At 38.2% G+C, this 26,621-nt stretch carries 23 protein-coding genes, 1 rRNA gene and 4 pseudogenes; 15 read left to right on the top strand and 13 right to left on the bottom strand.

Annotation, left to right across the window (positions count from 1 at the left end):
* Window positions 1-210: 210 nt before the first annotated feature.
* Window positions 211-655: pseudogene (locus FGD67_RS18020) on the top strand (transposase); the annotation flags it as partial.
* A gap of 103 nt (window positions 656-758) precedes the next feature.
* Here FGD67_RS18020 and FGD67_RS18015 read toward each other — a convergent pair.
* Window positions 759-1,644: pseudogene (locus tag FGD67_RS18015) on the bottom strand (IS982 family transposase).
* Between the two features lie 87 nt (window positions 1,645-1,731).
* On the opposite strand from FGD67_RS18015, the pseudogene FGD67_RS18010 reads away from it, so the two are divergent.
* Window positions 1,732-2,241: pseudogene (locus FGD67_RS18010) on the top strand (IS110 family transposase); the annotation flags it as partial.
* 423 nt (window positions 2,242-2,664) lie between these two features.
* Here FGD67_RS18010 and yddG read toward each other — a convergent pair.
* Entirely contained in the window at window positions 2,665-3,591 is a 927-nt protein-coding gene (gene yddG, locus FGD67_RS18005) for an aromatic amino acid DMT transporter YddG (RefSeq protein ID WP_257172433.1), read from the bottom strand.
* A 512-nt stretch (window positions 3,592-4,103) separates the two neighbouring features.
* On the opposite strand from yddG, the gene FGD67_RS18000 reads away from it, so the two are divergent.
* Together FGD67_RS18000 and FGD67_RS17995 are read left to right on the top strand one after the other, a co-directional pair.
* Window positions 4,104-4,373 (top strand): hypothetical protein, encoded by a 270-nt coding sequence (locus tag FGD67_RS18000; protein WP_257172432.1) that lies wholly within the window; start codon window positions 4,104-4,106, stop codon window positions 4,371-4,373.
* 273 nt (window positions 4,374-4,646) lie between these two features.
* Window positions 4,647-5,321, top strand: coding sequence for a nitroreductase family protein (locus FGD67_RS17995; protein WP_257172431.1), 675 nt, complete (start codon window positions 4,647-4,649; stop codon window positions 5,319-5,321).
* 96 nt (window positions 5,322-5,417) lie between these two features.
* On the opposite strand, the gene FGD67_RS17990 is transcribed toward FGD67_RS17995, so the two are convergent.
* Both FGD67_RS17990 and FGD67_RS17985 read right to left on the bottom strand, forming a co-directional pair.
* Window positions 5,418-5,630 (bottom strand): hypothetical protein, encoded by a 213-nt coding sequence (locus tag FGD67_RS17990; RefSeq protein ID WP_257172430.1) that lies wholly within the window; start codon window positions 5,628-5,630, stop codon window positions 5,418-5,420.
* A 38-nt stretch (window positions 5,631-5,668) separates the two neighbouring features.
* Complete coding sequence (locus tag FGD67_RS17985) at window positions 5,669-6,016, bottom strand: ribonuclease E inhibitor RraB (protein ID WP_257172429.1); 348 nt, start codon at window positions 6,014-6,016, stop codon at window positions 5,669-5,671.
* Between the two features lie 204 nt (window positions 6,017-6,220).
* On the opposite strand from FGD67_RS17985, the gene FGD67_RS17980 reads away from it, so the two are divergent.
* On the top strand, window positions 6,221-7,066 hold the full coding sequence (locus FGD67_RS17980; RefSeq protein ID WP_257172428.1) for an RluA family pseudouridine synthase: 846 nt from the start codon (window positions 6,221-6,223) through the stop codon (window positions 7,064-7,066).
* 77 nt (window positions 7,067-7,143) lie between these two features.
* Here FGD67_RS17980 and dapA read toward each other — a convergent pair whose 3' ends face one another.
* The 4 genes from dapA to FGD67_RS17960 all read right to left on the bottom strand — a co-directional run bounded on the left by dapA (window position 7,144) and on the right by FGD67_RS17960 (window position 10,062).
* Complete coding sequence (gene dapA, locus FGD67_RS17975; RefSeq protein WP_373567794.1) at window positions 7,144-8,052, bottom strand: 4-hydroxy-tetrahydrodipicolinate synthase; 909 nt, start codon at window positions 8,050-8,052, stop codon at window positions 7,144-7,146.
* 63 nt (window positions 8,053-8,115) lie between these two features.
* The gene (locus tag FGD67_RS17970) at window positions 8,116-8,511 is read right to left on the bottom strand and encodes a hypothetical protein (protein ID WP_257172425.1); all 396 of its coding nucleotides are present in this window, start codon (window positions 8,509-8,511) and stop codon (window positions 8,116-8,118) included.
* A 31-nt stretch (window positions 8,512-8,542) separates the two neighbouring features.
* The gene (locus FGD67_RS17965) at window positions 8,543-9,364 is read right to left on the bottom strand and encodes a hypothetical protein (RefSeq protein WP_257172424.1); all 822 of its coding nucleotides are present in this window, start codon (window positions 9,362-9,364) and stop codon (window positions 8,543-8,545) included.
* 572 nt (window positions 9,365-9,936) lie between these two features.
* Window positions 9,937-10,062 (bottom strand): hypothetical protein, encoded by a 126-nt coding sequence (locus FGD67_RS17960; protein ID WP_257172423.1) that lies wholly within the window; start codon window positions 10,060-10,062, stop codon window positions 9,937-9,939.
* Between the two features lie 159 nt (window positions 10,063-10,221).
* Here FGD67_RS17960 and FGD67_RS17955 point away from each other — a divergent pair, with 159 nt between their 5' ends.
* From FGD67_RS17955 to FGD67_RS17940, 4 genes are all read left to right on the top strand, one after another.
* A complete protein-coding gene (locus tag FGD67_RS17955) occupies window positions 10,222-11,502 on the top strand; it encodes a CinA family nicotinamide mononucleotide deamidase-related protein (protein ID WP_257172422.1) in 1,281 nt (426 codons plus the stop codon).
* 214 nt (window positions 11,503-11,716) lie between these two features.
* Window positions 11,717-12,043, top strand: coding sequence for a hypothetical protein (locus FGD67_RS17950; protein WP_257172421.1), 327 nt, complete (start codon window positions 11,717-11,719; stop codon window positions 12,041-12,043).
* Window positions 12,044-12,079: 36 nt separating this feature from the next.
* Window positions 12,080-13,765, top strand: a complete 1,686-nt coding sequence (locus tag FGD67_RS17945) for a DUF342 domain-containing protein (protein ID WP_257172420.1) — start codon at window positions 12,080-12,082, stop codon at window positions 13,763-13,765.
* Window positions 13,766-13,805: 40 nt separating this feature from the next.
* Window positions 13,806-14,579 (top strand): YggN family protein, encoded by a 774-nt coding sequence (locus FGD67_RS17940; protein ID WP_257172419.1) that lies wholly within the window; start codon window positions 13,806-13,808, stop codon window positions 14,577-14,579.
* A 63-nt stretch (window positions 14,580-14,642) separates the two neighbouring features.
* Here FGD67_RS17940 and FGD67_RS17935 read toward each other — a convergent pair whose 3' ends face one another.
* Window positions 14,643-16,292 carry an electron transfer flavoprotein-ubiquinone oxidoreductase gene (locus tag FGD67_RS17935; protein ID WP_257172418.1) on the bottom strand — a complete coding sequence of 550 codons (1,650 nt, stop codon included), beginning with the start codon at window positions 16,290-16,292 and terminating at the stop codon, window positions 14,643-14,645.
* 289 nt (window positions 16,293-16,581) lie between these two features.
* Here FGD67_RS17935 and FGD67_RS17930 point away from each other — a divergent pair, with 289 nt between their 5' ends.
* The 4 genes from FGD67_RS17930 to FGD67_RS17915 all read left to right on the top strand — a co-directional run bounded on the left by FGD67_RS17930 (window position 16,582) and on the right by FGD67_RS17915 (window position 19,799).
* On the top strand, window positions 16,582-17,334 hold the full coding sequence (locus tag FGD67_RS17930) for an electron transfer flavoprotein subunit beta/FixA family protein (protein ID WP_257172417.1): 753 nt from the start codon (window positions 16,582-16,584) through the stop codon (window positions 17,332-17,334).
* Window positions 17,331-18,257 carry an electron transfer flavoprotein subunit alpha/FixB family protein gene (locus FGD67_RS17925; protein WP_257172416.1) on the top strand — a complete coding sequence of 309 codons (927 nt, stop codon included), beginning with the start codon at window positions 17,331-17,333 and terminating at the stop codon, window positions 18,255-18,257. The genes FGD67_RS17930 and FGD67_RS17925 overlap by 4 nt, the downstream gene beginning before the upstream one ends.
* 377 nt (window positions 18,258-18,634) lie before the next feature.
* Window positions 18,635-18,979 (top strand): stress response translation initiation inhibitor YciH, encoded by a 345-nt coding sequence (locus tag FGD67_RS17920; protein WP_257175155.1) that lies wholly within the window; start codon window positions 18,635-18,637, stop codon window positions 18,977-18,979.
* 19 nt (window positions 18,980-18,998) lie between these two features.
* Window positions 18,999-19,799: a response regulator gene (locus tag FGD67_RS17915; protein WP_257172415.1), complete on the top strand. Its 801-nt coding sequence runs from the start codon at window positions 18,999-19,001 to the stop codon at window positions 19,797-19,799.
* 5 nt (window positions 19,800-19,804) lie between these two features.
* Here the strand turns inward: FGD67_RS17915 and FGD67_RS17910 are convergent, their stop codons facing one another.
* The gene (locus FGD67_RS17910; RefSeq protein ID WP_257172414.1) at window positions 19,805-21,370 is read right to left on the bottom strand and encodes a sigma 54-interacting transcriptional regulator; all 1,566 of its coding nucleotides are present in this window, start codon (window positions 21,368-21,370) and stop codon (window positions 19,805-19,807) included.
* Window positions 21,371-21,677: 307 nt separating this feature from the next.
* On the opposite strand from FGD67_RS17910, the gene megL reads away from it, so the two are divergent.
* Window positions 21,678-22,862, top strand: coding sequence for a methionine gamma-lyase (megL, locus tag FGD67_RS17905; RefSeq protein ID WP_257172413.1), 1,185 nt, complete (start codon window positions 21,678-21,680; stop codon window positions 22,860-22,862).
* A gap of 70 nt (window positions 22,863-22,932) precedes the next feature.
* Here the strand turns inward: megL and FGD67_RS17900 are convergent, their stop codons facing one another.
* Together FGD67_RS17900 and ylqF are read right to left on the bottom strand one after the other, a co-directional pair.
* A complete protein-coding gene (locus FGD67_RS17900) occupies window positions 22,933-23,364 on the bottom strand; it encodes an HIT domain-containing protein (protein ID WP_257172412.1) in 432 nt (143 codons plus the stop codon).
* A 25-nt stretch (window positions 23,365-23,389) separates the two neighbouring features.
* On the bottom strand, window positions 23,390-24,331 hold the full coding sequence (gene ylqF, locus FGD67_RS17895; RefSeq protein ID WP_257172411.1) for a ribosome biogenesis GTPase YlqF: 942 nt from the start codon (window positions 24,329-24,331) through the stop codon (window positions 23,390-23,392).
* A gap of 405 nt (window positions 24,332-24,736) precedes the next feature.
* Here ylqF and gdhA point away from each other — a divergent pair.
* Window positions 24,737-26,090: pseudogene (gene gdhA / locus FGD67_RS17890) on the top strand (NADP-specific glutamate dehydrogenase).
* Between the two features lie 394 nt (window positions 26,091-26,484).
* Here the strand turns inward: gdhA and rrf are convergent.
* Window positions 26,485-26,599: ribosomal RNA gene (gene rrf, locus FGD67_RS17885) — 5S ribosomal RNA — on the bottom strand.
* Window positions 26,600-26,621 lie beyond the last annotated feature (22 nt).

The raw sequence follows: 26,621 nt of genomic DNA, 5'->3' as shown, positions 1-26,621 counted from the left end.
ACATATCCAAATAAATATATGTAGGTTGCATTAAGTTCGTTACCACTGCGGTAACATTGAAACTATGCCACTTCAACTAGTCTCAATGAATTTAACATCATTCACCGATATGCTACAAAATTTAGTCTGTGATGAGATGGACGCTCCCAATTACGGCGTCAATGCGCCAAACTGGTTAAAAACAATCAGTTAATTTAAGGAACGTCCGTCATGAAAGTTAGCACAATATCAATTGATTTAGCAAAAAACGTTTTTCAACTCATGGGGTTTACTGAGGCTAATAAAGGCGTTTTTAATAAGCGCTTGAACCGCGCTCAACTGAAGCATTTTATGCAAATGCAACCCCCATGTCGTGTTGTGATGGAGGCCTGTTATTCTTCTCATTATTGGGGCCGGTTGTTTGAATCCATCGGTCACACTGTGCACTTAATTCCTGCGCAACACGTGACACCTTTTGTGCGAGGAAACAAGAATGACAGTAACGATACACTGGCCATATTCGAAGCAAGTAGGCGACCTTTCATTCGGTTTGTCCCCATCAAAACCCAAACTCAGCAAGAAACGTTAATGCTACATCGCTTGCGAGAAAGGTTACTTAAAACACGTACAGCGGTCACTAATCAACTACGTGGTTTATTAGCTGACATTGGCCTTGTTTTCCCGTTAGGCATACCTGCTTTTAATGAAAGTATGCAAGCATTATCACTTGATACCACGTTATCGGTATCAGTTCAGTGGCTAGTTAACCTCAGATCGGGTTAAGCCCTAACCATAGCATTCTTCTCTACGTCACTAATATTAAGGGTTGGCTTATTTTCTTTAAGGCAATAAGCCACTAAACCTGCCAGTAAATTCAACATAAAACTATTAGGGCTACGATGACGCGAATGCTCTATTTGAGATATATTCTTCAATTGATCATTTATCGTTTCAATAATAAACCGTCTAGATAACATTGCTCTATCCCATAACGACATAGCTTTGGCTTTCATATTACGGCGCACGGTTGTTATCAAATCAACTCCTTTTTCCTTCAAACCAACTGTTAATTTTTTTGCTTATATAGCCTTTATCTGCATATAACTTCCCTTTTAAGTTTTTAGCTAAGGCTAATACGGGCTTTGTGTCGTGAACATTGCCAGTAGTTAATTTAGCCTCAACTATTTCACCTCTAAAGTTAGTGACTAAATGTAGTTTGAACCCATAAAACCAACCCATTGTTCCTTTGCCCCGTTCGGCTATACCGTCAAATGTTTTATGTCTAGGAATTCTTAAGTTATGGCATACTTTTATGCTTGTAGAGTCAATAAACTCAATACCTGTAGACTCACCTTTAAGTATTGAAAAGTAGCTAGAAAGTGGAACGACCGCTTTAGGCATCACTTCTAAAAATCGAGTGTAGCTCAATAAGCTAGGGAAATGTGAACGATAAAACTTAGCAATATAACCTTTATAATAATTTTTAAAGTCGCGATGATTTGATGTATGAAAAGCAATTAATATAGTGATTATCTCACTCATAGCCATACGGCATGGACGATTTCGCTTGATACTTCCATCAGCAATTAATTGTTTCTCCCATTGTGGGATAAATACGCGACAAAAATCATCGACATCACAGAATATTTCAACTAGTTTATTCATGCCCGTTCCTTATTATCTTTCTGTTTTTTCTTGGTCGAAAGATCGGATCGTGGAACGGGCACTTAGTTCAATTTAATTAATTCTTATCCCGAGCTGAGGTTAGTTAACGATGTTTATCAAGAATTCAAAACCTTAAACCTACGTATTAAAGCGATTGAAAAACAATTAAAAACTGACATTGAAGCCAATTCATTAGGGCAAATACTATTGAGTATCCCTGGCATTGGTTACCTCAATGCTTCTGCCTTTATTGCCTCTATAGGCAGTGGACAAGCCTTCACCAGTGCACGCGACTTTGCTGTTTGGCTAGGCATTACACCCAAACAATTTGCCTCAGGCAATAAAAGCGTGATGGGCGGCATCAGTAAACGTGGAGACCAATACCTGCGTAAACAGCTTATCCATGGTGCGCGTGCCATCATCGTTCATGCCAGAAAGAAACACGATGCATTGAGTGTGTGGATAACCCAGTTAAGTGCACGAAAACCGTTCAATTGTACCGCGGTTGCCACTGCGCACAAGTTAGCACGCATCATGTGGACATTGTTACAAAAGCAATGCCATTACACGCCTCAACCGGTTAAGGTAATCACATGATTGACGACCCGTTTTACCCTCTAGTAAGCCTGTGCAGGACAAAGGCCATGAGTCTGTGTGGGTGTTTAGGCTGCTAGAGGGGACTTAATTTATCCAGAAAACTTTTCAAGACTGTTGTTGATAAGATGAAAAAAAAAGGCACTAGCCAACTAGAACAAAGCCTGTGAGAGGACAAGTGTATCTATCACGTTTGGGTGAACAATGTTTTAAGGTATTTCTAGTTCGCAACTTATCTGGAGCATGGATAACAAACCATAGCTCGAATATATGTCAGTACAGTTTGCTTTAAGCAAGCGAAAGCGCCTGTCATCATGAACAAAAGTATGAAAAGAGTAATGCTCAGTAATCAAAAACATAAGCCCGTTTTGTTATGTTTTCGTATTCACTTGGGTTGACATCAAGGAAGCGTCCATATATGTCCTGCTAATTTTTCCTTCTTGTGACTAAAAAGCATATCAACGAGCCTAAAGTGACTAGTGCAACGCCCTGCCAAAATGATCCAGTGAGTGAAATCGATAAATATAACGAAGCAAAAAGCGTAGAAAATACAGGTGTAAAATAAGACAGCGTACCTAATAGAATAATATCTCCACCGATCATCGCTTGATTCCACAGCGCATAACCTGCGCCAATCACAATACCGGCAAGTAATAATGTTAACGTTGATAGTAACGTGAAATGTAAGCTAGGCTCGTTACTAAAAAAGTACTGCACCCACAACGCGGTAGCCGTGGCGCTAAAAAAAAGTGTTGTTGCGTTTTTGCCATTGCTAATTCTTTGTGTCACGACACAATAAATGGCCCAAATTATTGCTGCAGAAAAAGCCATAAAATACGTTAAAGGATTGTCAGAGATGTTGCTCAGTAAAATATCTAATGAAATACCTTGCTCACCAGCAATACACCAAGCCACACCTGTAAAGGCTAACAATATACTCGGATAAACTAAAATGTTGACTTTTTTAGCGCTTATTAGCACGCTCAACAGAATAGTTAATGCCGGCCATAAATAATTAATAATCGCCATTTCCATTGCTTGATGTCGGCTATTCGCCATGCCTAAAGAAAGCGCTAAGCAAATTTCATAGGCAACAAATAAGCCACCACCAATCATTAAATAACGCTTTGGATAGCTCTTTATTTTAGGTATGCCCATAACCGACATTAAAAATATAGCGCTAACGCTGTACATCATAGCTGCACCGCCAATAGGGCTAAATAACTCAGACAAATCGCGAATAAAAGCAGTTATAGTGCTCCACAACAAAATGGCGAGAACACCATACAGTGTGTACTTATTTTTATTGGCAAAGGCATAAAGAAAAGGCATAAAAATCAAGATTATCATCATAGTAAAGTTAGCCTTTCACTATCAAGCTTAACTAATGTAGATGCAAGAGCTCGAAGCAGGTTAAATTGTTGTTATATTGTAACGGTGAGTTGTTGCCTTTCATTCGATAGCGCTACTGCAAGCTATGTCACTTTAAATCATGGTATGTTGAGTGCTTAAAAAAGGAAAATAAATCCCGTAGATGTTAAAAAATAAATCTAAATAATAAAATATGCCTACAACAAAAGCATTGCTCATGAACCTTGTAATATTTGAAACATTATCAACTAAAAATTTAGAAATGCTGTTTAAACTTGCACTAGAAAATAAGGTCTTTAATATCGTTGTGTGACAATATCTTATTAGGAGCACGACTAAAATTTTGCCAGCAGTATCTCTTCACCGGTTCAGCAACAACATTGACCGAATAGACATTAAGACTCTTTCTTATATCGATTTCGAATAGAAAATAAACTTATGTATGCTTATTTTCTATATTATACTAATTAGTCATCTTAGTGACTGTGATCAGCGTGCATATTGTGAAAGCGACTATTCAATTCGAAAGTTTATTTATACTCACCATTTTATGGCTAAGAATAGTGCTAAGTTACTGCGTTTTTGGTGCTTTGCTTGTAACATTAAGTTCTGCTTATTTTCAAGAAATTTATATCATACTCATTATTTCAATTATGTTTTTATCACTTATGATTGGTATTTATTTTGCTGAAATAACTCGCCGAAAAATAGGTTTAAAGCAATATCAAAAATATTTACATCAACAAGAGCATTTACGTTACTAACGCCATATGAGTCGTTACCTGCTCATTTATAGCAAGCTCACCTTTACTTAGTGATATTGGTTATCGCTAATTGGCTTTACTCATAACAGCATTATATTATCGATTTACTGGCTCTATAGTTCAATCTATAAACGCCTAAAAACTTCACTCACTATCCTCATCAATATTCATACAATTATTTAGGCTATTTAACCGGTTGCATACAATGATAAGCTTGATTTTAATGCTTTTATCGATATTCTATAAACAATAAAATAATAATAGGATCTCCCCATGCAAGCTCATGACGCATCACCTTTAAGCGATTATATTGAATACCCTAGCGAAGAAATGCTTAAGCGTTCAGCCGATTTTTATAACAATATTAAACGTCGTCATAGTATTCGAAGCTTTAGTGACCGCCCTGTCGCTAAAGAAATAATTGAAAACTGTATTAAAGCAGCAGGCACAGCACCGAACGGAGCAAATCATCAACCTTGGCACTTTGTTGCTATTAGTGATCAAGAGGTTAAAAAGCAAATACGTCAACAAGCGGAAACTCACGAAAGTAATTTCTATCAGGGTCGTGCAGGTGAAGAGTGGTTAGACGCTTTAAAGCCATTAGGCACAGACGCTAACAAACCCTACTTAGAACATGCGCCTTGGCTAATTGCGATATTTAGTGAGAAAAAAGGCGGTACCGATATCGAAGATAAAAACACCAATTATTACGTGCATGAATCCGTTGGTATTGCCACAGGATTTCTCATTAATGCCTTGCATTCAAGTGGCTTAGTTACTTTAACCCATACACCAAAACCGATGTCTTTTTTAAGTAAAATTTGTGGCCGTGACGATAATAGCCGCCCTTACATGTTACTTATTGCAGGCTATCCAAGTGATGATGCTACTGTGCCACATCACGCATCAACTAAAAAAAGTTTGCAAGATATCTCAACTTTTTTATAAGTTATCATTTTCGAGCTTAAGATTAGGTTCAAAAGCTAAAGGCTCTGAGTATCAGCATAACAGAGCCTAAAAGTTAAATTCAGGTTACATAACCTCTTATAAAACAAAATCTAAGGCTATATTAGTACAGCCTTTTGCGCAGTACAGACCGGTAGGTTTTTTATCTTCTGGTAAAACAACTCTAATCGATGTACCGCACTGCTGACATGGTATATCTCGTCCTGCCAAAACTTTTTTTATCAACGCTTTTTGAGCATTAAATGATTTAGCACTGACTGTTTTTAAACGCTTAAACTGCTGTTCATCCATGCTTTTGCCCTGATTTATTTGTCACCTTAAAAGCTCGCTTATTTACTAGAATCAAGACAGTACCAACCATCATAATTACCTGAAAATGGTGCCACACTTGTCGTTAATAACTCTTGATAAGCGGCAATATTTTCATAACTTGCTGACATAAATGGATATGCCGTAATCTCCCATGGAAAAGCATCGTCACCTTGGTAAGGACAAAATGAAAGCTTTTGATTGTTTTCTAATAACAACTGACCGAATTTTAACGCCTGCTCTTGATCGGCAAAAATAACCGAGAATTCAAATTCTCTTTCAATAGTTAAATCATCGCCAGCTTCAAGCATTTGCCATAAAGCGTTACCAACATTGTCTAAAGGAAATAATTCTTCATCGCGTTGCATTTGATACTCTCATTTTGTATTTGCTATTAATCGCTATTTTATCGTTCTATGCACTTAAAAACCACGTCCGATTCGATTAAATCAAAGCAATTTCGCTTTTTACTCACGATATTTTTTCACTAACACCAGAAGTTATGCTGGTGAGATCAATTCTCGTCATAAATTTGTTAAACTAATAGTAATAAATTATTGAGTTGAATTATTTTGAAAAAATTTGAATGCCATATCAACATCGATCGCCCGATAACTATCGTGCAAGCACTGCAAATTCAATGCGATTTAAGTGTTGGTGAAATCAAAAAATCTATTGATAAAGGCGCCTTATGGCATAGCCGAGGTAAAGCTACTCAGCGCTGTCGACGCTTAAAAAAAACCTTAAACATCGGTGACAAACTGCACTTTTATTATGACGAAAATGTGTTGTCTCAAGTACCAACGCCGGCCACGTTAATAGCTGATGTAAATGATTACAGTGTTTGGTATAAACCCTACGGTATTTTATCGCAGGGTTCGAAATGGAGTGATCATTGTACTATTACGCGCTGGGCACAGAAAAACTTAACGCCTGAGCGAGCGGTTTTTCCTGTACATCGACTCGACCGAGCGGCTACAGGGTTAATTTTAGTTGCCCACAGTAAAAAAGCAGCACGAGCATTAAGTCAAATGTTTGAGCAACATCAATTAGAAAAAACCTACCATATTATTGTTCACGGTAACCTGCAACAACGAACACAACCTGAAACGGTTGCATTGGCTATCGATGGTAAGCCAGCTTGTAGTCATTTTTCACATATGGCCTATGATGAGAAACGAGATTTATCGTTATTAAAGGTTAATATAGAATCTGGCCGTAAACACCAGATACGTATTCATGCTGCCAGTATAGGTTTGCCGGTAGTCGGTGATCGGTTACATGGTGTACAACAGTCATTAGCTGATCTGCAGCTTTGTGCTGTAGCACTTAACTTTACCTGCCCTATTCATCAGCTTGAACGCTGCATTGCTCTGCCAGAAGCAATGCGCCCTCAACTGTCGAATTTAGCTCAGTAAAGCTTAGCAGTAGTTATTTTTGGACAAAAAAAGTGAGCTTACGCTCACTTTTATAAAACATTAACAATATGATTCAGTTAATAACAATATTGAAAATCATCATCTGCCATTAAACTCGGTTCATTACCCACTCTTTCAGCTAATGATAACTCTGCCAATAGCGCTACCCCTTGTTTACGTTGCTCTAATGTTAAAGCTTTATAAGGCATTCTAAAAATAGGTGCAACAGCACCTGTCATCATTAATGCGGTATTAATAGCAATAGGGTTAGGCTCGCAAAACAACCAGTTCATTAATGGCTGCATTCGTTGCTGAAGACTTTCATTAGGCGCATCCATGAGTTGGCGCATTAAACTAGGTGCAATATTAGATGTCACTGAAATAACACCATGTGAACCATGAGTATGACGCCCTGCAGCACTTTCATCATCATTACCTGACCAACAAGCAATTCCTCGTTGCTCATAATAAGCAATACGTTCATTACCGGTACATTCTTTAACACCAATAAAGTTATCATGTTTTGATAAAGGTTCAATTAGCTCAGGGGTTAAATCCTGTCCGGTACGCCCAGGTACGTTATAGATAATACCTGGCCCAATATCGAGTACTTTATGAAAGTGTTCGGTTACGCCAGCAAATGAACTACGACCATAATAAGGGTTAATTTGTAGTGTCGCATCCATTCCCGCGGCAAAGCCATATTGTGTGGCTTTAATCGCTTCTCGGGTATTATTACTGCCGGTATTACCGATAATCAGTAAATCGTTACCATGTTTGTGCACACTATGGGCGATAAGGATTAAATGCTCTTCCCACGTCAGCAGGTGCCCCTCGCCAGTTGTACCACCAACCACAATACCATCAACACCCGCTTTGATTTGTTCAGCGACTAGTTGATCATAAGTATTAAAATCTATATCACCTTTAATGTTAAATGGTGTTTTAATTGCCGTAATCAGACTGGCGGATTTAATTTCTTTCATTCGAACTCTCAAAAAATGATGTATGGAAACAGATAATAAGGAACCGATAGTGATGCAATTATCTTAACTAAGAGCGATATTATCAACAACTCGGCGTAGGATAAACATTTCATTGCTCAAGACATGCTGATATTCAAAAATTTGGCTATTTAGCGTCAGTACCCGATAAGCATGGTAATTATCATCATGCTCAAGATCGGCAGCATAGTGTTTATCATGTATAAATTCACTTTTACTGATGGTAAAGTGAATATCTCCAACTAAACCCCAATCTCCCGACTCAACAGATTGTGCTAAAATATTGCCACTTTCATCATGTTCAATAAAGGTAAACTCGTAACGACCATCCGCTGACATTTCAGCAAATTCAGTGAATACCTGTCCAGCTTCATCTTGATCACTGCGATACCATTTACCAAACAGCAGTGTTCGGTGATAAGATTGAATATTTCGGCTCATTTTATAAAATTTCTACTTATTTATGATAAAACTAATGGTTTTCCGATGCTTCAATAATACCATATTTTTGTTTCATCTCTGTCACTAGTTGATTATGAGTACGTAAGAATTGATCAAATTCAAGCATAATCTCAGGATGAAAAATAGTTGAAAGGTGAAAAGCATACCGCTCATGCTTCGTGTGTTCATTCAATACTACGTCATCACTGTTTTTTAGAAATAGCGCTAGGTTATAATCAATGACATTTTTATCAATATTAACCGCCTCAACATTACCGTGTAACAAGTGCTTGATCAGACTGTACGAGGAGGAAGCTTCAACTAGCTCAAGGGTATTATTTTCAATTCTGTCGTACCAAAGCGTTGGTATGAAGCCCAAAATTGTCCCGAGTCTTTTAATCGCTGCACGAGGTAGGTTTTGGTTTTTTTTCAACACATAACTGCCAGCAGTTAACTGTAACACAGGTCTACTATAGATAATATTTAGGTCTTTTAATTGCTCTGTTTGCCAACGTACATTGTCAGGAAACTTAAAATCTATCGCTTCTTCTAAATACCATTTATCAAAACGCTTCAGCGGTAATGCGACAAATTTAAATTGATAACCTCGATAACGAAAAAAACTACTCAATAATGCTTTACTAAAACTGTCTTGCTCAAGATCCTTCGCAGAGAAGTCATAAAAAGGATAATAACTCACATCTTCCACACCAATAATATATTCTTCCGCCTGCAAAGTATTATTGCCGATGAATAAAATGGCAAATAAAGAAAATAGCAATACCGGCGACAGCCTTGTTGTTCTAATCGGGATCAATTGCTCACTCAGTTCATTTGTTTCTGTACTCATCATAGTGCAAATATTTGAGTCTGATGAAGAGTTATAAAGCTGAGTCAAATTAACTCGCCGTTATGATTGATAGTACGCTTACCTTGAAGTTTATTGCACAGAGCCTAAACCCTGCTAACGCTAAAGTAGATATTTAATAACGCAAAATTTTGATGCAGCCATTAACACTCGCTAATTTAACATTTACATCACTATGGCCTATTTTCCCTGATAGATGACGGCCAGTAAATAAATTCTTTGCTGCCACTAAGCCAAAATTAAGCCAAAATCAGTTTTAATACTACCATGCATTTTTCTGCTTCAACACTGGCATTAAATGAATTAGCTACTGACAGCTTAATACTACCGTTAACCGTTTCAAGATCAACCTGTTTTAGATCAGCGGATAAATCACTGTAATTAATGTTAATACTGCCGTTAACTTACTATTATTTACTCAGCCATTTGCTTTAATCGAGCTATTAGCAAGGTTAATTGCCAATAAAGAAACACTTTTCGACACCATAATCATATATTCAACTTTGCGGGTTGATTACGCTTCTAGCTTTCCCGTTCTCTATAACGAGTTTCTACAGTTACCCCATTGATGACTGTTGCATATCAATGACGACATTATCTCTATCTTTTTGACTATCAGTATTAGTACCCAATAGCATAATAAAACATGTGATCAGAAAAGTTTTTATAATTGAAGTAAACATAGTATTCCCTTAAATTTAATAATTTACTATGTAATAACTAAGTGAGCTTTAATCTTCAAAAGGTTTAAATCATTATAAAAAATTTAACTAAACTTGCCGAGCAATCATGACAATTTTTCGTTAACATAAAACAACAGTGTAATTAAATTTTGGAGTAACATGGACACGCAAGTGAACTTATTGTTGACGGGCAACGAATTAATGAATGGTGATATTATCGATACCAATTCACTCATGTTTGCCGAGCAACTCAATAACATTGGTTTAAGTATCAACAAAAAAATCACTATTGGTGATGACTCTGAGCAGTTATGCTCAGAAATAGTCCAACTTAGCCAAACCGCTGATCTGTTGATTATTAATGGCGGACTAGGCCCTACGATTGATGACCTAACATCTCCAGCCTTAGCTCAAGCCTGCGGTGTTGATTTACAACTTCAACCACAAGCGCACTCACATCTAAAAAAATGGGCAGCAAGACGAAACATCATACTCAATGAGCCTAATTTAAAACAAGCTTATCTCCCTAAGGGTTGTAAAATAATTGCCAACACCACTGGTAGTGCTGTTGGCTTTAGCATCACACTCGGCAAGTGCCTCATCCTTTGTACACCGGGAGTACCGAGTGAATTAGCTCAGATGTTAAAAGATGAGATTATTCCTAACTTGCAACTACGTTTTCCTAATGCAATTAAGCCCTCTATTGCCCGTTTACAAACCTTTGGCGTTGGTGAATCAACATTACAAGCACTGATTGATGACAACTTACCCGATTGGCCTAAAGAAGTGGCTATCGGTTTTCGTGCTGCCATGCCCTTGCTGGAAATAAAATTAACCCCACTAAACTCACAAGGAAAAAAAAACCTAACATCAAGTCTACAAGCCATCAGTCAATTACTCGGTGATCATATCCTCCAGACCGGTGAAAGTGATAAAAACACCCTCGCTGAATATCTGGTGCCATTACTGATTAAATCAAAGCAAAAAATTACTGTAGCAGAGTCTTGTACTGGTGGTTTAATCGCAAGCCAAATCACCGCAATAGCAGGTTCCTCAGCGATATTTGAGGCCGGCTATGTTACCTATTCGAATGAAATGAAAAGTAAAATGCTCGATGTTCCTAGCGCAACATTAGCTAATCATGGAGCCGTTAGCAAAGCAACCGTATTGGCTATGGCTAATGGCGCACTGGAAAAATCTGCCGCTGACTATGTTATTGCTGTCTCTGGTATAGCTGGACCGGATGGTGGCACAGCAGATAAACCTGTCGGCTCTGTCTGGATCGCCTGGGGCACTAAAAAAACCTTACAGGCAAAATATCATTATATTCCGCGAACAAGGCTACAATTTCAACAAGTAGTGGCGGCTCGAGGCTTAGATTTAATTCGAAGAATGTTAATAAATAGTAAAGAATGTCCGAACTATGAGCGAGTTAGCTAATTAAAATACAATATTAAAACAACAGTACGGTTTTATATTGCTTAGTAATTCAAATCTTTATATATTTAAAGGTAACTAAAAATAATGGCTTACCTTGTACTCGTACGAAATAATAAGTTATTAATTTCAATATTTGCTTTTATATAAATGAAAACGTACTTTTAACCGTTATAATTAAAAGCTGCAAGTAACTGATTCTCAAAAGGAGAATGCTTTGAACGATAAAAATTTTATAACCAGCGGTCGTAATACCATCATTCATAAAAATAGAAAGTTTGATCTACTCGTGATTAATGGTAACCATCCCGTTGCTATAGTGAGCCACGCAGGTATAGGTTTATATAAGGGTGACATGCCCCAAAAACGAGCTGAGGCAAAAAAAGCCTACCAAGAAGTTGTTGATGTTAGCGCCTCGGAAGTCTTTGGTGAAGAAAAAACCTTAGTGTTTATTCAGGCTTTGGATAATAAAGAATATAAACTTGATTATTCAAAAGTCGGTACAGCAAGTTTTATCAAAGTTCATCAAGAGAGTTACCTCTAAACCCCTGAACTTGGTAAAATAGTGGAGTTATAAAGTGTGAGCAAGGCAAGTTTAGTCAGTAACGATAAAAATAATATCGATTTAGTGCTGTCTCCAGTAAAAACAAAGACGCCGTTAACAGAAGTTAATATTAACGAATTAATCGAAAGCTCGGAGTATAGTAATTTATATGTTGATAGTGGCAATATCAAAAGTGCCATAGCAGAACTAAATAGTGTTCTTAAAACTTTGTCAGAAAACCAACCTGGCCGCGAAATAACATATCAAATACTTGAGCGACGTGATGCAAGCATTTCAATTTCAATTGAACAAGACAACATGTCAGCATCGGCTGAAATATCAACCGCATTAGGTGGCCAACATATGAGCGCAAAAGCCATATTAAATGCCGCTCAAGCTGCCAATGTTTGTAAAGGTTTCAGTAAAGAACAATTAATAAAACTTGCCAAGCAAGCCGCCAAAGAGCCCGCGGGCTCAATCGTTAAAAGTGAAATAGCGCATGGGAAATTACCAATAGATGGTAAAGATTCCCGCATCAAGCTCTTGGTTGAGAGCGCACAAGATAGGATTTTAAAACCGAAAAAGCGTGAAGATGGTAGTGTCGACATGCGCGATCTTGGCGATATTATCTGTGTGAAAGTAGGTGATCCTCTGGCTAAGAAGATCCCGCTGACGGATGGTATTCAAGGGTATACCGTTACCGGTGAAATATTAACACCTAAGCCGGGTGAGGATATCAACATACATGTCGGTGAAGGAACCAGTTTAAGCCCGAAAAATAATAGTATTTTAGTTTCCACTAAAGTCGGCCTACCTCGTATTATCGAAAACGGCATGGAAGTTGACAGTATTTATCAAATGAAAAATGTTGATGTCAGCACTGGTCATGTAAAATTTGAAGGCAGCGTTATTATTGACGGTGATGTTTGTGAGGGTATGAAGGTTTTTGCCACCGGTGATATTTCCATCGGCGGTTTTGTTGAGTCTGCGTCCTTAGATGCCGGCGGTGACATTACCATAGGCACCGGTATTATAGGAAAAAAACAAGAAGTTGAAGGTATTGACGTTTCTGAAATATCGATGAGCGCCAATATCAAAGCTGGCGGTAAAGTGTTTGCTAAATACAGTCAATATGCTGAAATTTCCTGTGACTCATTACGTATTGAAAACCAAATGATGCACAATATCGTCAAAGTTGCTAAAACCTTATGGCTTGGCAGTGAAGCGAAAGCCAATGGTAAACTCATTGCTGGCTATATTCGTGTCGGTGAATCCGTTCGAGCGGGTACCGTTGGCGCCACTGCGGGTAGCATGACATTCATTACCTTTGAAGACAAAATTAATGATTACCTCAAACAAATGGCGGATCTAGATCTGACGGTAAAAACTGAGTCGGACAAAGCATCAGAGTTAAAGCTTGCCGCAGAGAAATTAAAAAAGCTACCTAAAGATAAAGCCAATCCTAAAATGTTAGCAAAGGTAATGTCAACCTATCAACATCACGCTAAAAGCATGGGAAAATTACTCTTTGAAAAAGAGGCTCTTGAAGCCACATTACAAGAGTACATGACAAGCGTTTATGTTGAAGCAAACGAAAAAGTGTACCATGGCGTGCAAGTAACCATTGGCGAGTTTCATGAAAGAACTCGCCGAGAATATGGCCCAAGTCGATTCGCTTATAAAGAACGAAAAGTTCATATAGACCCAATTGTTTCGACATAAAAGTCGCCACTGAAACCCTGAAATAGTATGGAGTTTTGCTATGGCATTGATTGCCCGCAGCCTATTAATTTTCTGTTTGTGTGTTGGCGTAGTAAACGCTCAACAATGTGATATTAATTTCAATTATGCTGTAATTATTGACCCTGCTCATGTACGCATTGTTAATCACGGTCAAACTTATGTACAAATTAATGGTCAACACCAACTTTTTGTTCATGGTCGTGAAATTCAGCTTAGTAACGAGCAAAAAGTTCAGTTAAGTGAATACGCTAGTGGCATTAGATCACAGGTACCCGCGATTGTTTCTATTGCCATTGAAGGTGTCGAACTTGGACTTAAAGCGGTGAATAAAGTCATTAGTAGCTTAACGGGCGAAAATAGCGCCTCACATCAGCAGTTCCAAGAAAAATTTGATGAAATGAAATGGCGACTACGTTCACGATTCAATCATAGTGATGAAAGTTATTACATTGCACCGCAAGATTTTGACGATTTTGACGAAATTTTTGCTGGTGAATTTGAAAAAGAGATCGAAGCGATTGTTTCCGATTCTGTAGGTTCAATTCTCGTTGCGGTCGGTGAAGCAATGACTCATCGTGAAGAGCAAAGTACAGAGCAACGTGTTGAAACTTTTGATCAACGCATTGAAACAATGGGAAATGATCTCAAGCTCGATATTAGTAAGCAAGCTAATGCTTTAGAAATAAAGGCAGAGGTAATTTGTGCAAGCTTGGTCAAACTAAATGCTATAGAGAACAAGCTGCAAATGGAAATCCCGGCCTTAGCAGAATTCAACTTAATTGAAACTAATTAATCGTTTATTTACTCATTTCATCGCTATAAAAAAGCCTGCAACTGCAGGCTTTTTCTATTTTAACTACATATTAGGATAATTAGGACCGCCGGTCCCCTCTGGTGTCACCCAAGTAATGTTTTGACTTGGATCTTTTATGTCACAAGTTTTACAATGCACACAGTTTTGCGAGTTAATAACAAACTTATCTCCCTCTGGTGTACTTTCAACTTCATATACCCCTGCTGGACAATAACGCTGAGCAGGCTCATTATATTTAGTTAAATTAACACTAATTGGGATACTGCTATCAGCTAACTTCAAATGACATGGCTGTTCTTCTTCATGATTGGTGTTTGATAAAAATACTGATGACAGTTTATCAAAACTCAATTTATTATCAGGTTTTGGATAATTAATCACCGGAACATCTTTTGCAAGCTTCAATTGCTCATGATCTAAGCTTTCATCTTTAAAATTAAATGGTAATTTTCCGCCAAAGAAATTTTGATCAATAGTATTATAAGCCCCACCTAAAAAGGTACCAAACTTATGCATAGCAGGGCCAAAGTTACGGGTATTATAAAGCTCATCATACAACCAAGAGTTTTGGTACTTCTCGGTGAAGCTTGTAAGATCTTTAGCACCTTCGTCTCCTGCAGCTAAGGCTTCAAATATCGACTCTGCTGCTAACATTCCGGACTTCATTGCGGTATGGTTACCTTTGATTTTTGCAAAGTTAATGGTACCCGCGTCGCAACCCACTAATACCGCACCAGGCATGGTCATTTTAGGTAACGAATTAAAGCCGCCTTTCGCCATAGCTCTTGCGCCATAAGATACGCGCTTGCCACCTTCTAAATATTGGGCAATTTTTGGATGATGTTTATAGCGTTGAAACTCATCAAACGGGCTCAAATGTGGATTGCTATAGTTTAAGTCAACAATTAAGCCAACAAATACTTGATTATTTTCTGCGTGATATAAGTAACCACCACCAGTTGTATCTTTCTCTAACGGCCAACCCGCAGAGTGAACCACTAAACCTTCTTGATGCTTTGCCGGGTCAATATCCCAAATTTCTTTAAAGCCTAGACCGTAGTGTTGCGGTGATTTATCAGCATCTAAGGCAAACTTAGCAATAAGCTCTTTACCTAAGTGGCCACGACAGCCCTCAGCAAAAACCGTATATTTAGCTTTTAATTCCATACCAGGCATAAAAGAATCTTTTTGATTACCTTCTGCGTCTAAGCCCATATCACCAGTAATAACGCCACCAACACTGCCATCGTCATTATAAATAATGTCATGGGCTGGAAAGCCTGGAAAAATTTCTACGCCTAATTGCTCAGCCTGTTCAGCTAACCAACGGCAAACATTACCCATGCTCACAATGTAGTTACCTTCATTATGCATGGTTTTAGGCACACCAAAGCCCGGTAATTTAACCGCACTTTCTTCGCCATTAAACAAATAAATATCATCACCAGTAACGGCGGTATTCAAAGGAGCACCTTTTTCTTTCCAGTCAGGAAATAACTCATTTAATGCTCGTGGCTCAAAAACTGCCCCCGAAAGAATATGGGCACCAACTTCAGAGCCTTTCTCAACGACACAAACCATGAGTTCTTGTTCTTTTTCTTGTGCTAACTTCATTAATTGACAAGCAGTTGACAGGCCTGCAGGACCGGCTCCAACAATTACAACGTCAAATTCCATTGATTCGCGTTCCATAACATCTCCCATCATTCTATTTTTATGAAAAATTCAAACACTCGTTTGATTTTCAAACACCTGTTTGATAACATCAAACATTATAGATATTTTCGTGTTAAATACTATCTTGTATTGCATTATTTACCGATAATATTTGTTTAAGCGCAATTTGACTGACGATATCGACAGAAGACGTTGACGTAAACGTAATCTACAAGTAGTCTTTCAAACCATTATTCCAGTGTTAAGCTGAGTTTTTATTTAGTTTGGCCAATATTACTTACAACAAGCACAATCAGAGGCAACGATGAAAGTATTAGTACCCATCAAACGCGTTATTGACTATAACGTAAAAGTACGTGTTAAAGCAGACAACTCAAATGTCGATCTTGCTAATGTAAAAATGGCAATTAACCCATTTTGTGAAATCGCAGTTGAAGAAGCTGTTCGTTTAAAAGAAGCAGGAATAGCAACAGAAGTTATTGCCGTATCTATTGGTGATAAATCTTGTCAAGAGCAGCTGCGTACAGCTTTAGCTTTAGGCGCTGATCGTGCTATCCAAATCGATACTGATCAGAATTTAGATTCTATCAACGTGGCTAAATTATTGCAGAAAATTGTTGAAGAAGAACAACCTCAACTGGTTATTCTCGGTAAACAAGCTATCGATAGCGATAACAACCAAACTGGCCAAATGCTAGCTGCTCTTACAGGCATGGCACAAGGTACATTCGCTTCAGCTGTTAGTGTTGACGGTGATAAGGTCAATGTGACTCGTGAAGTTGACGGTGGTTTACAAACTATCGCATTAAACTTACCTGCAATAGTCACAACTGACTTACGTTTAAATGAACCTCGTTACGCGTCATTACCAAACATTATGAAAGCTAAACGTAAACCTTTAGATGTAAAAGCTGCAGCTGACTTTGGACTTGATCTAACATCACGCACGACTTTAATTAAAGTTACACCTCCTGCAGAACGTAAAGCCGGTATTATTGTTGAAAGCATTGATGAATTAGTAGAAAAATTAAAAAATGAAGCGAAGGTGATCTCATGAGCATTTTAGTATTTGCCGAACACGATAATAGCCAATTAAAAGCTGATACCTTAAAAACTGTTGCAGCGGCACAAGCAATTGGTGGTGACATTCACCTCTTAGTTGCTGGTCATAACTGTCAAGCAGTAGCTGATGCAGCAAGCAAAGTTAACGGTGTATCAAAAGTATTGATTGCTGATAATGCAGCTTACGAGCATCAATTAGCTGAAAACGTTTCACTGTTAGTGACTGAACTTGCAGCAGATTATACTCACATCATTGCGACAGCCTTGACGACTGGTAAGAACTTTATGCCACGTGTTGCTGCCTTATTAGATGTAGCACAAATCTCAGACATTATTGCTGTAGAAAGTAGTGACACATTTGTTCGTCCTATCTATGCAGGTAATGCCATAGCAACCGTACAAAGCTTAGACAGCAAGAAAGTGATTACTGTTCGTCCTACTGGCTTTGACGCTGTAGCAACCGATGGTAATGCTGAAATAGTTGTTTTAGATATAGTAACTGATGCGGGTATTTCTAGCCATGTCAGCGAAGAACTGTCAGTTTCAGAGCGTCCAGATTTAGGTGCTGCTTCAGTCGTTATTTCAGGCGGTCGTGGTATGCAAAATGGTGATAACTTCAAACTACTTGAAGGTATAGCTGATAAGCTAGGTGCTGCTATTGGTGCTTCTCGTGCTGCTGTTGATGCTGGTTTTGTACCCAATGATATGCAAGTCGGCCAAACAGGTAAAATTGTTGCTCCTGACTTATATATCGCTGTAGGTATTTCAGGCGCTATTCAACATTTGGCCGGTATGAAAGATTCAAAAGTAATTGTTGCCATCAATAAAGATGCTGAAGCGCCAATTTTTCAAGTAGCTGACTATGGTTTAGTTGCTGATTTATTTGATGCTTTACCTGAGTTAGAAAGTAAGCTTTAAGCTAGTAATCTCATAGTAAAAAGCCCATAAAATAAAACCACTCTTGTAGTGGTTTTATTTTATCTAAAAAATAATAAATTTGACTCCCCCCCTTTAAGCATTATCTGCAGAGAGCACAGGCAAACAAGATGTATTAAGATAGTATCGCTATGCTAACTATTTTAGTTTGAAAATTGCTATAATCCCATGGATTGTTTTGTAAAAGTACTACGCCCTGTTGCTTAATAGCTATTTATAACCGCTAAATATTATATTAATTACTATCGAGTTTACCTTTTATAAACGTAATAAAAATACCAATTTAAAGAACAATAGACACTATTATGACAAAAACATTTTCAAGTCTGAGCGATTTAGCTGGAGCCTTTGGCAAAAGTATGGATAACGATAATAATTCCACAACCAGCCATGATGAATCATTAGTTTATTCGACATCGCAAGGAAGGATCAAACATTCGACAACAGAAGCAATAACGGCTTCTGACGGTTTTGCAAAAGTACGTAGAGAAACCAAAGGCAGGAAAGGTAAAGGTGTTGTCACAATCACCGGTTTAGGTTTAGACAATAAAGCCTTAAAAGAGTTAGCGAAAAAACTCAAGAAAACTTGTGGTACCGGTGGTAGTGTTGTCGGTGAAGTCATAGAGGTCCAAGGTGACAAACGCGAAGAAATAAAATTAGTCCTTGAAAAGAATGGTTTTAAAGTCAAATTTATTGGTGGTTAGACACCAATCACCGTAACAGTTGAGTCATATTATGAACCCGAATGAATTATCTTTACTTGTTGTTGAGCCTTCTGATTTACAAAGAAAAATCATCATTAAAGAATTAAAGCAACAAGGTATAACCCAAGTTGCCGAAGCTAAAAATATTACTGAAGCATACGAAAGCGCCAAAAAACATCCTCATGATTTAATTACCAGTGCAATGTATTTTAATGATGGTAGCGCGATAGACTTATTACATAAAATAAGAAATAACCCTAGCATTGCTGATACGCCTTTTATGTTAGTTTCAAGTGAACATCGACGCGAAAGCTTAGAAGAATTTAAACAGTCTGGGGTTATTGCACTTTTACCAAAACCTTTTACTTCAGCACACTTAGCAACGGCCATTGATACGACTATTGATTTACTATCAACTGATGAGCTCGAGCTCGAGTACTTTGATGTTCATGAAGTGCGAGTATTACTGGTTGATGATAGCCGTCTTGCTAGAAATCATATTAAACGTGTGCTAAATAACTTAGGCTTACTGAAAATAATTGAAGCAGCTGATGGTAGCGAAGCCATCACATTATTAAAAGAAAGTATGTTTGATCTTGTTGTTACTGACTACAACATGCCGGAAGTTGATGGTAAAGAACTAACACGCTATATTCGCAACGAAAGCACACAGTCACATATTCCAATCCTAATGGTAACCAGTGAGAGCAACGATACACATCTTGCTAATATACTAACCGAAGGCGTAACTGCAATGTGTGATAAACCTTTTGAACCAGAAAACGTCAAAAAGATTTTATATAAAATATTGGAAGAGTAAGTGCATTAACTCGTAATACTAAATTGACGTAATTTCATTGCTATTTTGTTATGAGATACTTTTAGTCGCTCAGCAAGCTTGCGTGTGGTTGGGTAATATGGATATAAGTGAGTGATTAATTGCTCTTCGAAGGCCGCTTGCGCACTCGCCCAATCACCAACTTCGTTTGCGACACTAACTTCATTTATATTAGCCACGTCATGTTGCTTGAACTGAGCTAAAGCTACTGAAATATCTTCTGCATAAATATCACCTTGTTCGTTTAATGCTACCGCCCTAAATAGCACATTTTGTAATTCTCTAATATTTCCGGGCCACCGATAAGAAGCCAAAAGCTGCATAGCACTTGTATCTACCAGAGGTAGTTTCACATTCATTTGTGTGGCCGCCAGAGCAACGAAGTGACGAGCGATTAAAGCAATATCCTCCACTCGCTCTCGTAATGGCGGTGAATTTAAATTAAGCACATTGAGTCGATAAAATAAATCTTCTCTAAATTTTTTCTGACTGATCATAGCTAACAGATCTTGATGCGTGGCGCTAACCACTCTTACATTCGCCTGTAATTCTTTGGTGCCACCAAGTCGACGAAATTTAAAGTCCTGAAGAAACCTGAGTAACTTTGCCTGTAAGTACGATGACATTTCCGCAACTTCATCCAAAAATAAGGTCCCCCCTTCAGCTAATTCAAGTAGCCCTGGCTTACCACCTTTTTGCGCGCCAGTAAAAGCGCCATTTGCATAGCCGAATAATTCACTTTCAAGTAAGTGTTCAGGTAAAGTAGCGCAATTTACCGCTAAAAATGGTGCTTGCTGTCGATAACTTGCGTTATGTAAAGCACGGGCAACAAGCTCTTTGCCGGTACCGGTTTCACCATTAATTAAAACCGGTAGCTCTAACTCAGCAAAGCGCGCTGTTTGTTCTTTAAGTAGTTGAATACTTGCCGATTGCCCAATAATATTATCAATACCTTGTTCATCACGAGTTTGTAATATCGAAATTTGTCGACCTAAACTGCTGATCGACTTTAATGAAATAACCGCCCCTGAGCTATTTTCTTGTTCGCTAATGGGGCTAATTTCTGCGATATAGCTCTGACCCGCGATATCAACATTTTGCGAGCTAATTTTATCGAGCAAAGGTAAGACTATTTCTATATCAAGTATATCGCTGATCAAAACGCCTGCCAGTTCTTCACCCGCTAGTGGTGATGTCCCTATATGCCGCTGGTGATTCACCAACAACTTTTCACTCGCTCGATTTAGTGCCATCACACGCGCATTAACATCAATATCGATAATAGCATCAGGTAAGCGATTCACTAAGGCCCTTAAATGCCGCTCTCGACTTTCAGAGGGTAATAAATCAACCTCACTGCAATGATTAACACCGGATACGGCCATCAAAGCAATTTTTACCTTGCTGAAACTAATGGCACTAGGAGCTAAATGAACAAATATAAACTGAGAGCTCACTTCCATCGCTTGCATGTTTAGCGTCAAACGGGTGAATGTAGCCAGTATTTCTTGGCTAATTCCCATCCGGTCTTCCGATTTTATTTCTATGCGCATATTTTTGCCTGAGTTATACGCCAAGATTGTAATAAAAAAATTACAGCGTAATGTTAATATTACAAGCAGAATAAACAGACTGCAAGTCATATAAATTGGCAATCTATTAAATTTTTTTATCATCCTCAAGTGATTACTAGGTTATTTTGTAATAAAAAAAATACAAAACACATCTTATTATAATATAAAACACGTAATATACTGATAAATATAAGATTTAATTAGTGGCAGTATATTTGCATTGTGATAATTCATCAATATTAATGCACAGCTAACAACAATAATAATTTTCTAAATGAGGTATTCCATGTCGACAAGTAAGCATATTGAAACTCAAGCTATTCATGCTGGCCGAATTAATGACGAGCAATTTGGTTCATTAGCCACACCACTTTATCAAACCTCAACCTTTATCTTTGAAAACGCACAACAAGGTGCAGATAGATTTGCAGGCGAAGCAGAAGGCTATATTTATAGCCGCTTAGGCAACCCTACCACTCGACAATTAGAAATGCGGGTTGCTGCAATGGAAGAAATGGAAGACGCTGCAGCAACAGCTACTGGCATGGGCGCAGTATCTGGCGCGCTCTTGGCCAACTTGTCATGCGGTGACCATTTGATTTCTTCAAAAGCAGTTTATGGTTGCTCATTTGCGCTGATGAATCATCAATTAACCCGTTGGGGCATTGAAGTTAGCTTTGTTGACATGGCTAAACCCGCAGAAGTCGAAGCGGCGATAAAACCAAACACTAAAGTGATATTTTTAGAAACACCGGTAAATCCTAATTTGGCGGTATATGACTTGGCTGCAATAGGTAAAATTGCCCAGCAACACAAGATTATTTCTGTCGTCGACAATACCTTTTTAACACCGGTACTACAACAACCTAAAAAATATGGCATTGACATAGTCGTACATAGCGCCACAAAATATTTAAATGGTCACGGTGATGTGGTTGCCGGCATTATTTGTGGTAGCAATGAAATGATCATGAACATTAAAATGACGGTTTTAAAGGATATCGGTGCGACGATGAGCCCACATGATGCATGGTTGATCATGCGAGGTCTGAAAACCTTACCAATACGTATGGAACGCCATTGTAACAACGCTCAAATAATTGCCGAGTTTTTAGAAAGTCACGAAAAAGTAGCACAAGTTTACTATCCTGGTTTAAAAAGTCATCCAGGGCATAAGTTTATTGGTTCACAAATGAAAGCCGCTGGCGGTGTTATTGCCTTTGAAATTGATAGTGACTTAGCGGGTGGTAGTGACTTTATTAACCGCATGCAGCTATTCTCAATTGCGGTAAGTTTAGGCGATGCTGAGTCACTTATTCAGCACCCTGCTTCAATGACACACTCTCCATATACCCAAGAAGAACGTGTAGCTGCAGGCATCAGTGATAGTTTAATTAGAATATCTGTTGGACTTGAAAACGTCGATGATTTACTAGCAGATTTGAGTCAATCACTTGCAATGATAAAATAATCAACTAGTCGTAAAGCGTTGCTTAAAACAAGCAACGCTAACTATGCTATTGGTTGTGTTTACCTTGCGTTTAATTCTTAGTTGATAATATTGTCAATAGCTTAGGTAGTATACGTAGCTTAATTTCAGCTAATGCTTCATCAGTATAAGGTGTTAGCGCTTGCTGACCCCAAACAGGTTTTGGCCAGCAAGCATCATTCTTAAAACGTACAATATGGTGCATATGCAATTGCGGTACTACATTGCCTAGCGCTGCTACATTCATTTTATCACCTTTAAACTCTTGCATAAGTATCTCACTTAGCATACTTGACTCATTTAAAAGCTGCTGCTGCTGCTGCCAGTCAAGTTGATAAATATCTTGAATATCATCAACTTTTGGCACTAATATAAACCACGGAAACGCACTATCATTACACAGTAGTAATTGAGAAAGCGGCAAATCGGCAATAACAAAACAGTCATTGGCTAATTGGTGGTGTAATTGAAATTGTTCACTCATATTGTTACTTCATCCTATATTTATATTAACGCTTATTCCGACGACCTCGACCTCGCGCTATCTTTTTTGCCTCTCTAGCGGCAACTTTATCCGCCTCAACTTTATCGAAATGAATAACCTCAGCAAGCACCATTTCAGGTGTTTCAAAAGTAATAGCACCCAAAGTTTTATCACGAATTTCATTAATTAATATTTCAGAAGCTTTATGAAAGTCGATATGTCCACCACTTTTAACACAACCGCGACGCCTACCTATGGCTTCAATTAACTCGACGTCCTGCTCTGGTAAATCATCAAGCTTATAACGCTCTTTTAAACGTTCAGGGTAAGCAGCTAGCAAATATTCAGCGGCAAAACAGGCAATTTCTTCATGATCGAAAGCCGTATCTTTAACAGCACTAGTAATAGCTAAGCGATAACCACTATTTTCATTAACTATCTTCGGCCAAAGCATACCAGGGGTATCATATAAATATAAACCGTCATCCAAACGAATTCTTTGCTGTCCTTTGGTGACTGCTGGCTCATTACCTACCTTTGCCTTAGCTTTGCCTACTAAGGTATTAAGCAAGGTAGATTTTCCAACATTAGGTATCCCCATGATCACGGCATTAATTTGTTTACCAGCTTCATCTTTATTTGGCGCTAATTTCCGGATTAAATTTGGTAAAGTCTTAGCAACAGATGGCGATTCTGTTGTCAGAGCAATCGCTTTAACATTATGTTGAGATTCTAAATAACTAAGCCATTGTTCAGTAACTTTTGGATCAGCCAAATCAGACTTATTTAGAATTTTAATTAAAGGCTTATCCCCACGAATTTCAGTGATCATAGGGTTTTCGCTACTAAAGGGTAAACGAGCATCGCAAACTTCAATCACCACATCAATTTGCGGTAAAATTTCTTTAATCTCTCTTTGGGCTTTATGCATATGCCCTGGGAACCACTGTATACCAGTTCTACTCATCGGATATTTTAACCTTTAATCTAATACCTATGTAAATATTGCTATATCGCGTATTTAATAATTTATGTGACTAAACACGACTATCGGACACAGTTTACACCATTAGTCGCTATTTGTTTTTTTTAAACACTAAACCTAGTTTAGTGTTTACCAAGAACTTCTCAACACCACTGCAAAAAAATTCACCATTACAGAATAAAAATTCACAAATATGATTGAAAAAAGCACAATAACAGTACAGAATTGTTTTTACTTTACGATCGAATTTTTAATATAAGTAAAATAAATTAAGCATTTCATTAGTAAAAACAATAGTTTTTTCTAACCTCGATATGCTTAGTCCAAATATGAAGTGATTAAACTTAATTTTGCTTATAAAATAAATTCTTAAGGATGAAATTATATATGTCGTACATTCATAAGACTATTGCAGATTTAAAAAATAGCAGCCCTGCTCAAGCTGAATTTTACCAAGCAGTAGAGGAAGTTTTAGATTCATTAGCGCCGATATTAGAAAGTAATAAACTATATCAGCAACAAGCTATTATTCAACGCCTTGTTGAGCCAGAAAGACAAATTATGTTCCGTGTACCTTGGGCCGATGACCAAGGTAATATTCAAGTTAATAAAGGCTATCGTATCGAGTTTAACTCCGCCTTAGGGCCTTATAAAGGTGGGCTAAGATTTCATCCTAGCGTAAATGCCAGTATTATAAAATTTTTAGGCTTTGAGCAAATATTCAAAAATGCCTTAACCGGCTTACCTATTGGTGGTGGTAAAGGGGGGTCTTAACTTTGATCCTAAAGGTAAATCTGATAGTGAAATAATGCGTTTCTGTCAATCCTTTATGTCTGAATTATATCGCCATATAGGTCCAACTACCGATGTCCCAGCAGGCGATATCGGCGTTGGCGCACGTGAGATTGGTTATATGTTTGGTCAATATAAAAGATTAACAGGTCGCTACGAAGGTGTATTAACGGGGAAAAGTTTGTTATGGGGCGGGTCGTTAGCTCGTAAAGAAGCAACCGGCTATGGCGTGGTTTATTTTGCCGACAATATGTTGGCAATAAAACACGATAGCTTGAAGAACAAACGATGTTTAGTTTCAGGCTCAGGTAATGTTGCTATTTATGCGATAGAAAAACTTTATCAGATTGGTGCAACGCCCATTTCCTGTAGTGACTCAACAGGCACTATCTACCATCAAGAAGGCATAGACTTAACCTTACTAAAACAATTAAAAGAACAATCAAGAGTAAGTCTAAAAGCCTATTTAGATTCCTATAAAGATGCACAATTTACCTCAATTACTGACTATCCAAATGATGGCCATGCCGTATGGCGCATCGAAGCAGATGCAGCATTTCCATGTGCCACCCAAAATGAATTAACCTTAGCTGATGCTAAAGCATTGATTGCAAATGGCTGCCAGCTCGTTAGTGAAGGCGCTAACATGCCGTCAACGCAAGAAGCCATAAATGCCTTTGTTGACGCAAAGATCTCTTATGGACCTAGTAAGGCTGCAAATGCTGGAGGGGTCGCAACAAGTCAATTAGAAATGGCACAAAACTCAAGTATGCAAACCTGGTCATTTGAACAAGTTGATCAAAGGTTACAAGAGATTATGAGTAATATATTTGAAACAGCACATCAAGCGGCAGTGGAATTTGGCCAACCTGGTAACCTTGTATTAGGAGCTAACATAGCTGGATTTAAACGTGTTGCTGACGCAATGCTCGAACAGGGCGTTGTTTAAATAGCTGTCAGCTTTACTGTTCTTTTATACTGTCAGCAAAAAGCCCGACTCTTTTGAATCGGGCTTTTCTTAATAGAAGCCTAGCAATGACGTGCAGGATGCACTAATGCCGAGGGTGCATGGATGCACAAGAGCGGTCTCACATAAAGAAAAGAACACCCACACGCTCTTTACCACCGGCGCTAACACGTTTGACGTGAAGGGAATTACTAATGCCGTGAGTGCATAGATGCACAAAAATGGCCACTGCTGCTTATCTGGTATAGCGAATAGGATCAGGTGGGGCCACGGTGCTATTGTCGCAATTTTTTATTTAAACGTTAGATAGCAAAAAGATTTGAATGTCAGAAAGCAAAAAACCCGTAGCATCAGCTACGGGTTTCTCTTAATAGAAGCCTAGCAATGTCCTACTCTCACATGGGAACTCCCACACTACCATCGGCGCTAACACGTTTCACTTCTGAGTTCGGAATGGGATCAGGTGGGGCCATGTCGCTATTGTCGCTAGACAAAAATTTTCTTGTTAATTAC

It is taken from the genome of Colwellia sp. M166, assembly GCF_024585285.1.
In the GTDB taxonomy this organism is placed as follows: domain Bacteria; phylum Pseudomonadota; class Gammaproteobacteria; order Enterobacterales; family Alteromonadaceae; genus Cognaticolwellia.
Note: the sequence above shows the minus strand (reverse complement) of the source record. Positions and strands in the feature narration are given on the sequence as shown.